The 12,302-nt window shown below is 63.2% G+C and carries 12 protein-coding genes and 2 pseudogenes; 7 read left to right on the forward strand and 7 right to left on the reverse strand.

What is annotated here, in order from left to right; all coding sequences use genetic code 11:
• Positions 1-36 precede the first annotated feature (36 nt).
• The 3 genes and pseudogenes from AC0V8S_RS12330 (at position 37) to AC0V8S_RS12340 (ending at position 2,556) form a co-directional block, all read left to right on the forward strand.
• Positions 37-665 (forward strand): annotated as a pseudogene (locus AC0V8S_RS12330) (DUF1285 domain-containing protein).
• The gene (locus AC0V8S_RS12335) at positions 665-1,297 is read left to right on the forward strand and encodes a CoA pyrophosphatase (protein ID WP_475438609.1); all 633 of its coding nucleotides are present in this window, start codon (positions 665-667) and stop codon (positions 1,295-1,297) included. The pseudogene AC0V8S_RS12330 and the gene AC0V8S_RS12335 overlap by 1 nt, the downstream one beginning before the upstream one ends.
• Positions 1,294-2,556, forward strand: a complete 1,263-nt coding sequence (locus AC0V8S_RS12340) for a CCA tRNA nucleotidyltransferase (RefSeq protein WP_475437826.1) — start codon at positions 1,294-1,296, stop codon at positions 2,554-2,556. Before AC0V8S_RS12335 ends, AC0V8S_RS12340 begins: the two co-directional genes overlap by 4 nt.
• 58 nt (positions 2,557-2,614) lie before the next feature.
• Here the strand turns inward: AC0V8S_RS12340 and AC0V8S_RS12345 are convergent, their stop codons facing one another.
• From AC0V8S_RS12345 to hemF, 4 genes are all read right to left on the reverse strand, one after another.
• Entirely contained in the window at positions 2,615-3,466 is an 852-nt protein-coding gene (locus AC0V8S_RS12345) for a S8 family serine peptidase (RefSeq protein ID WP_475437827.1), read from the reverse strand.
• A 208-nt stretch (positions 3,467-3,674) separates the two neighbouring features.
• On the reverse strand, positions 3,675-4,253 hold the full coding sequence (locus AC0V8S_RS12350) for a hypothetical protein (RefSeq protein WP_475437828.1): 579 nt from the start codon (positions 4,251-4,253) through the stop codon (positions 3,675-3,677).
• A gap of 284 nt (positions 4,254-4,537) precedes the next feature.
• Positions 4,538-4,723: a DUF1059 domain-containing protein gene (locus AC0V8S_RS12355; RefSeq protein WP_095201919.1), complete on the reverse strand. Its 186-nt coding sequence runs from the start codon at positions 4,721-4,723 to the stop codon at positions 4,538-4,540.
• Positions 4,724-4,928: 205 nt separating this feature from the next.
• On the reverse strand, positions 4,929-5,843 hold the full coding sequence (gene hemF / locus AC0V8S_RS12360) for an oxygen-dependent coproporphyrinogen oxidase (RefSeq protein ID WP_183462487.1): 915 nt from the start codon (positions 5,841-5,843) through the stop codon (positions 4,929-4,931).
• Between the two features lie 171 nt (positions 5,844-6,014).
• Here hemF and AC0V8S_RS12365 point away from each other — a divergent pair, with 171 nt between their 5' ends.
• Positions 6,015-6,272 carry a hypothetical protein gene (locus tag AC0V8S_RS12365; protein ID WP_023770299.1) on the forward strand — a complete coding sequence of 86 codons (258 nt, stop codon included), beginning with the start codon at positions 6,015-6,017 and terminating at the stop codon, positions 6,270-6,272.
• A gap of 6 nt (positions 6,273-6,278) precedes the next feature.
• Here AC0V8S_RS12365 and AC0V8S_RS12370 read toward each other — a convergent pair whose 3' ends face one another.
• The 3 genes and pseudogenes from AC0V8S_RS12370 to AC0V8S_RS12380 all read right to left on the reverse strand — a co-directional run bounded on the left by AC0V8S_RS12370 (position 6,279) and on the right by AC0V8S_RS12380 (position 7,575).
• Positions 6,279-6,479: a hypothetical protein gene (locus AC0V8S_RS12370; protein ID WP_475437829.1), complete on the reverse strand. Its 201-nt coding sequence runs from the start codon at positions 6,477-6,479 to the stop codon at positions 6,279-6,281.
• Between the two features lie 32 nt (positions 6,480-6,511).
• On the reverse strand, positions 6,512-6,955 hold the full coding sequence (gene soxR / locus AC0V8S_RS12375) for a redox-sensitive transcriptional activator SoxR (RefSeq protein WP_183462483.1): 444 nt from the start codon (positions 6,953-6,955) through the stop codon (positions 6,512-6,514).
• Positions 6,956-7,117: 162 nt separating this feature from the next.
• Positions 7,118-7,575 (reverse strand): annotated as a pseudogene (locus tag AC0V8S_RS12380) (tRNA (cytidine(34)-2'-O)-methyltransferase).
• Positions 7,576-8,018: 443 nt separating this feature from the next.
• Between AC0V8S_RS12380 and AC0V8S_RS12385 the strand changes: the two are divergent.
• From AC0V8S_RS12385 to AC0V8S_RS12395, 3 genes are read left to right on the forward strand one after another with little or no spacing between them, the layout of a single operon-like run.
• Positions 8,019-8,411 carry a hypothetical protein gene (locus tag AC0V8S_RS12385; protein ID WP_475437830.1) on the forward strand — a complete coding sequence of 131 codons (393 nt, stop codon included), beginning with the start codon at positions 8,019-8,021 and terminating at the stop codon, positions 8,409-8,411.
• A 29-nt stretch (positions 8,412-8,440) separates the two neighbouring features.
• The gene (locus tag AC0V8S_RS12390; protein WP_475437831.1) at positions 8,441-10,327 is read left to right on the forward strand and encodes an ABC transporter ATP-binding protein; all 1,887 of its coding nucleotides are present in this window, start codon (positions 8,441-8,443) and stop codon (positions 10,325-10,327) included.
• Positions 10,328-10,337: 10 nt separating this feature from the next.
• Positions 10,338-12,221 (forward strand): ABC transporter ATP-binding protein, encoded by a 1,884-nt coding sequence (locus tag AC0V8S_RS12395; protein WP_475437832.1) that lies wholly within the window; start codon positions 10,338-10,340, stop codon positions 12,219-12,221.
• Positions 12,222-12,302: the final 81 nt, after the last annotated feature.

Genomic DNA, 12,302 nt, shown 5'->3' on the forward strand with positions numbered 1-12,302 from the left:
GCTGACAAGCGGAACAACAGTGACTATTTCGTGACGATGACGGAACACGACGAACATCGCCAACAAAGCCTTACTCAGGCAACCGAGGCGCGCGGCCTGGAAGCGCTGATCTCGCGCGCGGCGCGTGCCGGCAAGGGCGCGGCGCCCGTGGAGCGCTGGAATCCTGACTTTTGCGGCGATCTCGACATGGAGATCAAGGCCGACGGCACCTGGTTCTATCTGGGTACGCCGATCGGCCGCATGCCGCTGGTGCAGCTTTCTCCTCCGTGCTGCGCAAGGACGCCGACGGCAGGACCTATCTGGTGACGCCTGTGGAAAAGGTCGGCATCCGCGTCGCCGATGCGCCGTTCATCGCCGTCGAAATGGACGTTTCGGGCAGTGGCGACGAACAGATCATCACCTTCCGCACCAATGTCGGCGACGTGGTCGAAGCCGGGCCGGAACGGCCGCTACGCTTCGTCGACGAGCACGACACCGGCGGCCTGAAGCCCTACGTGCTGGTGCGCGGCCGGCTGGAAGCGCTGGTGGGGCGGCCGGTCATGTACGAACTGGTCGGGCATGGCGAGGAGGTCGAGATCGGCGGCGAGACGATGTTCGCGGTGCGCTCGAAGGGTGCTGTGTTCCCGATTATGCCGGCGGACCAGTTGAAACGGCTGAGCGCATGATGGACCAGGTCTCACCGGCGCCGTTTTCATCGGCGGATTTTCGCGCGCGCTTCGCCGCTCAGCCGGACGCGCATGCCGACGACGACTATGGCGACCATCGTTTCAATCCAGGTCATCCGCGCCTCAACCAGGGCAAGCCACTGCGCAATGCGGCGGTGCTGATCCCGGTGGTTGACCATGACGGCGAGGCCACGGTTTTGCTAACCAAGCGGGCCGAAAAGCTGCGCAGCCATTCGGGGCAGGTGGCCTTTCCCGGCGGCACCATCGATTCCACCGACGCCAGCCCGGAGGCGGCGGCGCTGCGCGAGACCTTCGAGGAGATCGGCCTTGACCAGGACCGTATCGAGATCATCGGCCGCATGCCCGACTACGTCGCCGGCAGCGGCTACCGCATCGCGCCAGTGCTGGGCATCGTGCAGCCCGGCTTCCAGCTGGCCTTGAACGCTGAGGAGGTCGATGCCGCCTTCGAAGTGCCGCTGCGCTTCCTGATGGACCCGGTGAACCACAAGCGCGACAGCCGCATGTGGAACGATCTCGAATGGTTCTTCTACGACATGCCCTATCGCGACCGGCGCATCTGGGGCGTCACCGCCGGCATCATTCGCACGCTCTATGAAAGGCTCTATGCGTGAGTGTTTCGATCGCGGGCAGGGCCGACTGGCTCGCCGACAAGTATTTGCAGCGCCTGCTTGCCGCCCTGGCCGAAGGCGGTGAAGAGGCGCGCATCGCCGGCGGCGCCGTACGCAACACGCTGATGGGCCAGCCGGTCGCCGATATTGACATCGCCACCACCTGTTTGCCTGAGGAAACCATCCGCCGCGCAGAGGCGCAAGGTTTCAAGCCGGTGCCGACCGGCATCGAGCACGGCACCATCACGGTGGTCGCCGGCGGCAAGCCCTATGAAATCACCACCTTGCGCGCCGATGTCGAGACCGATGGCCGCCGCGCCAAAGTGTCGTTCGGGCGCGACTGGAAGCTGGATGCCGAGCGGCGCGACTTCACCATCAATGCACTCTACTCCGAGGCGGATGGCGCCGTCGTAGACCTGGTCGGCGGTATCGCCGACATCGAGGCGCGGCGGCTGCGCTTTATCGGTGATGCGGAGGCGCGCATCCGCGAGGATTATCTGCGCATCCTGCGCTTTTTCCGCTTCTTCGCCTGGTATGGCGAAGGCCGGCCGGACGCCGAAGGGCTGAAGGCCTGCGCCAGGCTGAAGGAGGGCTTGGCCCAACTCTCGGCGGAGCGCGTCTGGTCCGAGCTGAAGAAGCTTCTGTCGGCGCCGGACCCATCGCGGGCGCTGCTGTGGATGCGGCAGGCCGGTGTCTTGACCGCCGCGCTGCCGGAAAGCGAGAAATGGGGCATCGACGCCATCCATGGGCTGGCCAAGGCCGAGAAGGATCTGGGCTGGGCGGCTGATCCGATGCTGCGGCTGGAGGCGATCGTGCCACCGGATGCCGCGCGCATGAAGACGCTGGCCGAGCGGCTCCGGTTTTCGACCGCGGAATCAGACCGCTTGCGCCACTGGGCACTGGCCACCACCGTCGAGCCGAAGACGACCGAGGGCGAACTGGCAAAAAGGCTCTATCGCGGCGAGCGGCAAGGGTTTGTCGATCGGCTGCGGCTGTCGCTTGCCGCCGCACGCATGCGCGCCGTCGAGAACAATGACGCGCTGCTCGAAGCCGGCGGCTTTTCGCGCCTGCTTGCCTTCGCGCTCAAATGGGAAAAACCGGTGTTTCCGCTGAAAGGCGCCGATCTGACGGCGCTCGGCGCAACGCCGGGGCCGAAGCTCGGCGAAATCCTCAAGAACCTCGAAACGGAATGGATCGAGGCGGGATTCGCGCCGGATCGCGGCGCGCTGCTTGACCGCGCGGCAAAGGCGCTGGAAGCCTAGAACGCGTCACGTTCGAACGGATTCAGGCGACGCGCTCGTCGAGCGAAACGCTACGCGCCTACCTGATTGCCACCGGAGCCAGGGCGCGAGAAAGGCTCGCCTCACCCTTGCCGTAGACGGAGGGGTTATAGTTGACCAGTGTATCGGTACGAGCCGTATTGAGCAGATCGTTGGTGATCTGGGTCGGCGTCGCGCTGGTGAATTTGCTGCCGATGATCGCCGCATACCCTGAAATGATCGGCGCGGCGAAGGAGGTACCGTAAAGGCCGGTCTTGTCGCCGGTGACACCCACGACGAGGAAATGGCTCTGCACAGCCGTGTTCGAGCCGGCGTAGTTGGAATACCAGGCAAGCTGGGCCTTGTTGGACGTCGTGCCGTTGGTGGACAGCGCGCCGACGAAGATCGCCGAGGCTTTGCCGACCAGGGCCAGGTCGAGATAATCCTGCTGGCCGCCGGTGACGCCGCCCACGGCAACCGAGTCGTTGCCAGCCGCCTTCGAGACAACGGCCAACCCTTTGGCGGCGTAGGAGATGATGGAAGCTTCCTCCGGTGCCCAGCCGATCTGGTTTGAGCTGTAGCCCGCCTTGGCATACATGCCGTAGCTCAGATTGAGCACGTTCAGGCCGCTCGCCAGCGGGACTGATGAACCGGTGGTGAAGTCTTTCGACCTTATGGTTGCCAGTGGCGCAACCATGCTGGCTTCCTCGCGGGTCCATTCACCGTGCCGCTGGGTTTGAACCCCGAGGCCGAAATTGCCGGAAAAGCGCGACGAACTGCTGAAGTCGTCGACCATGGTAATGGTGACGCCCTTGCCCTTGTACCCTGCGGCCCATGCGGCGCCGACGTCGGGCTCATCCAGCTCTGTACCGTCTGCGTCGCCGGCGCGGCCGGGATCGTCGCGCTCACGCATATGGACCCGCCACCGTGGCAGAGCGCGGCCATTTCATCGGCGTCGAGGGCCTCCTGCGCCGACGCGAATGGCGCCGAAAGGATGACAAGGGCGGCGGCGAGGCCGAACTTCATGCAAGTACCCGACATGTTCCTACTCCAGTCAGACAACAACCAGGATGAGCGATCGCTTTCGGGCGATGAATTCCTCATTCGCAGCCTCGCGGCGATCAGAAAGTAACACGGTAGTTCAGCCAGAGATGCTGGCTCTCAGGTTTAGCGTTAACCAGATATTTCAAGGTTTCCTCAGGCGCCATCTGGCTGGCCGCGAGCCGGCAATTGACGCTGTAGGTACCGAAGTCGCCATAGTCGGCTTCACAGGACTTTTCGGTGAGCTTGCCGCCGAAGGTCGTGGTGAACGACAGGGAAAGCGTACTGTTGGGGCTGGGATGCATCTGCGTGAGGAACCCAAGCTTGAGGCTGGGCGCGATCCGATACTTCTCGCCCTCTTCTCCGGTCCCGAAACCCCAAAGGATGCCGGTATCCTCGGTGATCTGGGTCAAAAGGTCGACATGCATGTCGACCCAGGTGGCGCGGTACCATTGGTTGAACGAGACAAAGGTTCCGTTCTGCAGTTCGTAACCGCCATTGCCCAGGCCTCTCGCGCGATCGCTGAGCGGCGAACCCTGATGGATGTCGACCAACGATGTCGTCATTTCCTGCGCAATGGCTGGGGACGCCCCGACGAGCGCCCACAGCAGTGGCGCTGCCGTGCGGAAACCCAATCGATTGCCGGATTTTTCGCGCATGCGCGAAACACCTCGCCCCACCATTCCGGATCAGTGCCTGGTGGCGACGGGCTTCTCTGGCAGCCCACTGTAGCCGGATTATCCGCGCGACATTGACACGGGTTCGGTTACCGCAGGGTTTACTTTAGCGGAGGTAAATATAATTTTTTGACCTGGAAAATCTGTCTCGCGCCGCGACCGCGATGGCGTCAAACGCGAGCCGCGGGCCAAAGCTTTTTGAACCCGATGGTGAGCGCCGGCGCGGTTCGCTTGCCGCCGCTCACGAAGCAAAGCCGAGCGAAAGCCTAAGCGGCGTCGCGAACCTTCTCGATGCGCGAACGGATCGCCTCGACCATCGTCTCGCGGATAACAGTCTCGCCATGCGTCTCGCGCATATGCTCGACGGCACGGCGCATCACTTCGGCTTCCTCGTCGGCACGGGTGTGCCAGTCACAGCCGGGAACGAGCGACCCGCAGTGGAATGCCTTCATCGGATTTCTCCTTTTCCTCCGGGGAACCAATCGAGGCTCCGCCACTTTTTTGGCTCACGGTCCATTCCAGATTGAATTCCCGGACGTGAGCGGGGCGAAGACTATAACACGCAAGGGCCGGTCTGGTTGCATCAAAGCATCGTGCACCGCTTGCCCAGTGTCCGTAGATTTGGAGCAATTCCGGACGGAATTGCCCGGGCTGATCTTACGGCCAGCGCACCTCTGGCGGCAGACTGGACAGGATCGACGCGACATTGCCGCCGGTCTTCAGGCCGAAGATGGTGCCGCGATCATGAAGCAGGTTGAATTCGACGTAGCGGCCACGGCGGATCAGCTGTTCGTCGCGGTCGCCGTCCGTCCAGTTCTCGTTGAAATTGGCGCGCACGAGATGGCCGTAGACGACGAGGAAGGAGCGCCCGACATCCTGGACGAAGTTGAAGTCGGCATTCCAGCCGCCTCTGTCCTCGGCCGAATGCAGCCAGTCGAAGAAGATGCCGCCAACGCCGCGCGGCTCGTTGCGGTGGGGCAGGAAGAAGTACTCGTCGCACCAGGTCTTGAATTTCGGATGGTCGGCGACGCCGGCGTTCTTCTCGCAAGCGAACTGCATGGCGCGGTGGAAGGCGACGGTGTCAGGATCGCCCTGGGTGCGGCGGCGGTCGAGCACCGGCGTCAGATCGGCGCCGCCGCCGAACCATTGCCTGGAGGTAACCACCATGCGCGTGTTCATGTGCACGGCCGGAACGTTGGGGTTCCAGGGATGGGCGATCAGCGAGATGCCGGAGGCCCAGAAGCGCGGGTCTTCCTCGGCGCCGGGCATCTGCTTCCTGAATTCGGGCGAGAACTCGCCATAGACGGTCGAAGTGTGCACGCCGACCTTCTCGAAGACGCGGCCATGCATCATCGACATGGTGCCGCCGCCGCCCTTGCCCTGGTCACGCTCCCATGGCGCCTTTTCGAACCGGCCCGGCGACCATGAGGCGAGAGGGCCCTGGAGATCCTGCTCGATCTGCTCGAAGGCGCCGCAGATGCGTTCGCGCAGCGCCTCGAACCACAGGCGCGCCTTCATCTTCTTCTCTTCGATGTCGGCGGGCAGGCCAGCCGGTATTTCAGGTCGTTCCAAGTGCCGTCTCCGGTTGCGGGGCGGCCCGCCCCTACAAATGACTCGTCTTTTGCCGGCGCGATCCCTAATCTCTTAGGGAACAGGGTCAAGTCACTTTGCTTTCGCGCATGATCCTTTCCGAAGCCAGGGTTCCGGTTTCGGGGTCATGTGCCAGGTGCAAGGAGTTGTTTCGTGCGCACCCCGGCAAGACCGCCGCTGGATGGCCTGAAGAAAAGGCTCGACCAGAGCCGGGCCGAACGCGCGCGTATGCCGCGCGACGGCTTTTTGCGCGAGACCTTCGTGCTGCCGCGCTCCGATGCGCGCCTCAAGGCCAAGGAATGGTTCGAGCGCTTCCCCAAGCAAGCCTACTGGACCGAGATCGAAAGCTGGTTCGAGCGCCCGGGTGATTTGATCGAGTTCACCATCCGGCGCTTGCCGGCGGCGGACTAGTTGCTGTCACAACGAAAACAGATCGCGCATTCTTTGAGAATCCAAGACCAGGTTCTCTCCAAGCAACCTGCCGAATTTCTCGAACCCCATCTTCCGCGCCTCCTCGAAGCTCACCGAGGTGTACAGGGTTGGCATGCCGCCGGAGTCGATCCGGTAGATCGTTATGAGTTGTGTCTCTTCCTCTGTCTGAATCAGGTGTCCCAGCACTGACGTACCTCCTTTGTCGCGCCGCATTCCACTCAAGGCGCAATCAGTCGCCGCGCCCCCGTTCCTTCCCTTGCCAGTCTGTCGCCCTTGTTCCTGAGCGGGCATTTGTCGATCGACATGCAGCCGCAGCCGATGCAGTCGGTCAGTCCGTCGCGCAATTTCTTCAACTGGGCGATCTTGTGGTCGAGCCCGTCGCGCCAGGCGGTCGACAAAAGGTTCCAGTCGTCGCGCGTCGGCGTGCGGCCTTCGGGCAGGGATGCCAATGCCTGGCCGATTTCGGCGAGCGAGATGCCGACCTCCTGCGCGACCTTGATGATCGCCACCCGCCGCAGCACGTCGCGGCCGTAGCGGCGCTGGTTGCCTGACGTGCGGTGGCTGCGGATCAGCCCGCGCGCTTCATAGAAATGCAGTGCCGATACCGCCACGCCGCTGCGCATGGCCACTTGGCCGACTGTCAATTCCGTTACTGGAGCCATTTCCCATTTTTCCGCTTGACCTCAAGTTAAGTTGAGCTTGTAGCGAAGAAATGTTGGTACGGCAAATGACAGGAGAGCGCGATGTGCGCCTGGGTGAGAATGGCTGGAGAAACCACTGCCGTAAGCAATGGCAAGGGTGGCGTTGCCGACGGCCCGCGGATTCTATCCGAGCTGCCGGATGGCTTCGCCCGCCACCATGGCGACGGAGAGCGCGACATTGATGCTGCGCGCCGCACCTTGCATCGGGATGGTCAGCCGCGCATCCGCCGCCTGATGGACCGCATCCGGCACACCTGCGATTCACGTCCGAACAGCAGGATGTCGCCATCCGCGAAGCTGAAGCTGGTGTAGGAGGTCGTGGCTTTGGTCGACAGAAGCACCAGCCGATCCGCGCGGGCCTTGCGCCACTGCTCGAAGGCCTGCCAGTCGACATGCCGGGTCAGGGCGGCCATTTCGAGGTAGTCCATGCCGGCGCGCTTGAGCGCTTTGTCGGAAAGCGGAAAGCCGGCCGGTTCGATGATATCGACGCCAAGGCCGAGGCAAGCGGCGAAGCGCAGGATTGTCCCGGTATTGCCGGCAATGTCCGGCTGGTAGAGCGCGATGCGGAGACGACGGTTCATTTCCGCGTCCTTCTAATAAGTGGCAGATCGGCCACAGGGGCTTCCCGGTTTTGGAAATTCCTGGACCTGCGGGTGGCCATTTTTTGCGAAGTCGGGTATACGGCCAGCATTGTCAACCCGAACCGATGGAGGGGAAACTCATGATGACCATGCACATCCAGCGCCCCTCTCGTGGGCTTACCTGCCTGCTGGCGGTTTCGGTACGACAATTCTCCTGACTCTCTAAGACTTGATCGCACCGATTCCCGCCGAAACACCTTTTCGGCTCTCGAAGGAATCCTGCGATGTTTTTCAAAAAGTCAAAAGGGCTGAACGCCCCACCTGAACGTGTCTGGACTGACGCTCGCCGTGTCCAGACAGACGCAATCCGTCCCTCCGGTCGAATGCCGGCGGACGATGTTGCTTCGCCTTTTCATCTCTATTTTCATACGGAGGACGGACCGATGTTCGATCCCAGAGTCCCTGGCTCGAGGAGCCTGCATATCCACCGGTTGCCGACCTGGGCGCTGCTGATCGGCGACACCTATTCGTCGGCGGTCCATGCCGAAGTCCGCCGTCGGCCGCATCGCGGCATGCTGCCGGATGTCGATTTCTCGCGCGCGGTCCCCGATCCGAGCCGGCCGTCGCTGGTGCGCCGGATCATCCGGCTGATCCGGCCGGGTGCGAAAATCCGGCTTGTCGACACCGCGCCGTCAGGATCGGCAAGCGAGCCTGTCGGCGAAAAGCCCGCGAACCCCTATATTGCGCGAAGCGGGGCCGACGGTCCGGATGATTCCGGATCGTCGGCCCTCGGCGCCACAAGGCCCGGGGACTTCGTACGTTCACGCGCCGCGTAAGCGGAAAACAGATTTCACAGGCATGACCCATGTTGTTGTTTAGCTGGTTTGAAAGAAGGCTCGATCCGTTTCCGGCAGCGGAACCGGTCGAGCCGCCCAGGACGCTGGTCGCCTTCTGCCTGCATTACACGCGCGGCGCCTGGCCCTATATCCTTGTCGATGCGGTTCTGGTGACGGCGATCGCCATCGCGGAAGTGTGGATGTTCGGCTTCCTCGGCCGCATCGTCGACTGGCTGTCGGCACAGAACCGCGAAACCTTCCTGCAGACGGAAGGCTGGAAGCTCGCCGCGATGGCCTTCATCGTGCTGTTCGCGCTGCCGGGCACGGTGTGGCTGCATTCGCTGCTCAACCAGCAGACGCTGATGGGCAACTATCCCATGCGCATCCGCTGGCAGGTGCACCGCTACCTGCTCAAGCAGTCGATGAGCTTCTACCAGGACGAGTTCGCCGGCCGCATCGCTACCAAGCTGATGCAGACCGCGCTAGCCGTACGCGAATGCGTCATCAAGGTGATCGACGTGCTCAACTACGTTATCGTCTATTTCCTCGGCATGCTGTGGATCGTCGGCTCCGCCGACTGGCGGCTCGCCGCACCGCTGGCCGTCTGGCTGGTCGGCTATATCCTGTTGCTGCGCTACTTCATCCCGCGCCTGGGCAAGGTCGGCGAGGAACAGGCCAACGCACGCTCGGTCATGACCGGCCGCGTCGTCGACAGCTATTCCAACATCCAGACGGTCAAGCTGTTCAGTCATGCCAAGCGCGAGGCCACCTTCGCCAGGGAAGGCATGATGGGCTTTCTCGACACGGTCTACCGGTCGATGCGGCTGGTGACGGTGCTTTTCGGCACGCTCTACATTCTGAACGCACTGCTGCTGTTCTCGGTCACCGCCATTTCGCTGTGGCTGTGGATGGGGCAAGTGGTGACGATCGGCGCGGTCGCCGTGGTCATCGGCCTGGTGCTCCGGATGTGGGGCATGTCGCAGTGGATCATGTGGGAAATGTCGGGCCTGTTCGAGAACATCGGCACGGTGCAGGACGGCATTGCCTCGATCTCGTTGCCGCGGCTGGTCGAGGACAGGCCGGATGCCAAGGAGATCAGCGTTTCCAAGGGCGAGATCCGCTTCGAGCATATCCGCTTCCACTACGGCAAGCAGAAAGGCGTGATCGAAAACCTGTCGCTGGCGGTGAAGCCGGGCGAGAAGGTCGGCATTGTCGGCCGCTCGGGCGCCGGCAAGTCGACACTGGTCAATCTGCTCCTGCGCTTCTACGATTTGGAAGGTGGGCGGATCCTGATCGATGGTCAGCAGATAGCCGGCGTGAAGCAGGATTCTCTGCGGGCCCAGATCGGCATGGTCACGCAGGACACCTCGCTGCTGCATCGCTCGGTGCGCGAGAACATCCTTTATGGCCGCCCCGATGCTTCTGAGGAGATGCTTGTGGAGGCGGCGCGGCGAGCCGAGGCGCTTGACTTCATCGGCGGGCTTGCGGACCACAAAGGCCGCAAGGGGTTCGACGCTTATGTCGGTGATCGTGGCGTCAAATTGTCCGGCGGCCAGCGGCAACGCATCGCCATTGCTCGCGTTATGTTGAAGGATGCACCGATACTTATCCTTGACGAGGCGACGTCGGCGCTGGATTCCGAAGCGGAAGCAGCCATCCAGGAGAATCTCTACAAGCTCATGCAGGGCAAGACCGTCATCGCCATTGCCCACCGGCTGTCGACCATCGCGGCGATGGACAGGCTTGTGGTGATGGACCAGGGTCGGGTCATCGAGGAAGGTTCGCACGACGAGCTGGTCGCCAAGGGCGGGCTCTACGCGCAGCTCTGGCAGCGCCAGTCGGGCGGGTTCCTGCTCGAGGACATCCCGGCTGATATCGCCAACGATGCCATTGCAAAGGGGCAAGCCGCAGAATGATGGCCGCCGCATGATGACAGCCGTCTATCGCTGGTTCGAGAACTGGGTCTTTCCGTTCAGGGAGCCGGCGAGTCTTCGGCCACCGTCCAGCGTCGGCCGGTTTCTCTGGCACTATGTCGGCCAGGCGAAGTTCGCCTTCTTCGCCATGCTGGTTATCGGCGGCATCGCGCCGCTGGTCGAAGCAGGGCTGTTCTACTTCGTCGGGCGGCTGGTCGACATCCTCGACCAGCTTCCCGGCGAGCGCAGCTGGCATGCGCTGTGGACCGCCGCCGGCCCGGAGCTGGTGTTCATGATCGCGGTTGTGCTGGTCATCCGCACCATCGTCGTCGGCCTCTCGGCGCTGGTCGACGAGCAGACGATCACGCCAGGCTTCTACAATCTGGTGCGCTGGCAGGCGCACCGGCACGTCTCGCGCCAGTCCTACGCCTTCTTCCAGAACGATTTCGCCGGCCGCATCGCGACCAAGGTCTGGCAGGCGGGGCAAGCGACCGGCGACCTGATGGAAAGCTTCATCGAGGTCATCTGGTTCATGCTCATCTACACGGTGACGACACTGGCGTTGGTCGCTAACCTTGACTTGCGACTGGCGGCGCTGGTGGTGATCTGGATCGCGGCCTTCGGCTGGTTGGCAAAACTCTATCTGCCGGCGATCCGCAAGCATGCCGAGGCCACGGCCGAAGCAGGCTCGATGATCAATGGCCGCATCGTCGATTCCTACTCCAGCGTGCAGACGCTGAAACTGTTCTCGGCCGACGGCGACGACCATTACATCCGCAACGGCTTCGACATCTATCTCGACGCGCTGCGTCCGTTCACGCGCAGGCTCACCGGCGTGCGCATGGCGCTGACGACGCTGTCGGGCATCATGATCACGGCGATCGGTTGTTTTGCCGTCTATCTCTGGGTCGAGGGCTCGATCACTGTCGGCGCGGTCGCCTTCACGCTGTCGCTGGTGCTGCGGCTCAACATGCTGCTCGGCCGGGTGATGATGCAGCTCAACGGCATTCTTCGGAATCTCGGTGTGCTGGAAAATTCCAAGGCGCTGATCTCGCAGCCGCTCGGCCTCATCGACGCGCCCGACGCCAGGGAACTGGTCGTCGCCGGCGGGCGCATTGACGTGAAGGGCGTCGAGTTCCACTACGGCAAGAGGTTCGGTGTGCTGAACGGCATCGACCTTGTCGTCAAGCCGGGCGAGAAGGTCGGGCTGGTCGGGCCATCGGGCGCGGGCAAGACGACGCTCGCCAATCTGATCCTGCGGCTCTACGACCTGGAGGGCGGGTCGATCACCATCGATGGCCAGAACGTTGCTGAGGTGACGCAGAATTCACTGCGCGCCAATATCGGCGTCGTCAGCCAGGACACCGCCCTGTTCCACCGTTCGCTGCGCGACAACATCAAGCTCGGCATGCCCGACGCGACCGACGCCGAGGTGATCGTGGCGGCCAAGAAGGCCGAGGCGCACGACTTCATCCTGGGCCTGCGCGACAACAGGGATCGTGCCGGCTACGAAGCCTTTGTCGGCGAGCGCGGCGTGAAACTGTCGGGCGGCCAGCGCCAGCGCGTGGCGATCGCTCGCGTCTTCCTCAAGGACGCGCCGATCCTGATCCTCGACGAGGCGACCTCGGCGCTCGATTCCGACATCGAGGCGGCGATCCAGGAGAACCTCACCAGGCTGATGGAGAACAAGACGGTGATCGCCATCGCCCACCGGCTGTCGACGATCGCCGCGCTCGACCGCCTGGTGGTGCTGGACGGCGGGCGAATCGTCGAGCAAGGCACGCATGACGAGTTGGTGGCGCTCGATGGGCTCTATGCGCGGCTGTGGAAGCGGCAGTCGGGCGGCTTCCTCTATCACGAGGAAAGCGTGCTCGAAGAGACGCGGCCGGCGGAGTAGGCGCATGGGTGGATCGCCAGAGGTCGGCCCGGAGGTCGGCTATGTGCTCAAGCGGCTCCGGCCAACCACGCCGGCCTTCGA

The sequence above is a fragment of the Mesorhizobium oxytropidicola genome (assembly GCF_056174625.1).

Coding starts and splice junctions, on each gene's coding strand:
- AC0V8S_RS12335 (WP_475438609.1), top strand. CDS start 665: ATGGACCAGGTCTCACCGGCGCCGTTTTCATCGGCGGATTTTCGCGCG.
- AC0V8S_RS12345 (WP_475437827.1), bottom strand. CDS start 3,466: ATGCGTGAGCGCGACGATCCCGGCCGCGCCGGCGACGCAGACGGTACA.
- AC0V8S_RS12350 (WP_475437828.1), bottom strand. CDS start 4,253: ATGCGCGAAAAATCCGGCAATCGATTGGGTTTCCGCACGGCAGCGCCA.
- AC0V8S_RS12355 (WP_095201919.1), bottom strand. CDS start 4,723: ATGAAGGCATTCCACTGCGGGTCGCTCGTTCCCGGCTGTGACTGGCAC.
- soxR (WP_183462483.1), bottom strand. CDS start 6,955: ATGGCTCCAGTAACGGAATTGACAGTCGGCCAAGTGGCCATGCGCAGC.
- AC0V8S_RS12385 (WP_475437830.1), top strand. CDS start 8,019: ATGTTCGATCCCAGAGTCCCTGGCTCGAGGAGCCTGCATATCCACCGG.
- AC0V8S_RS12390 (WP_475437831.1), top strand. CDS start 8,441: ATGTTGTTGTTTAGCTGGTTTGAAAGAAGGCTCGATCCGTTTCCGGCA.
- AC0V8S_RS12395 (WP_475437832.1), top strand. CDS start 10,338: ATGATGACAGCCGTCTATCGCTGGTTCGAGAACTGGGTCTTTCCGTTC.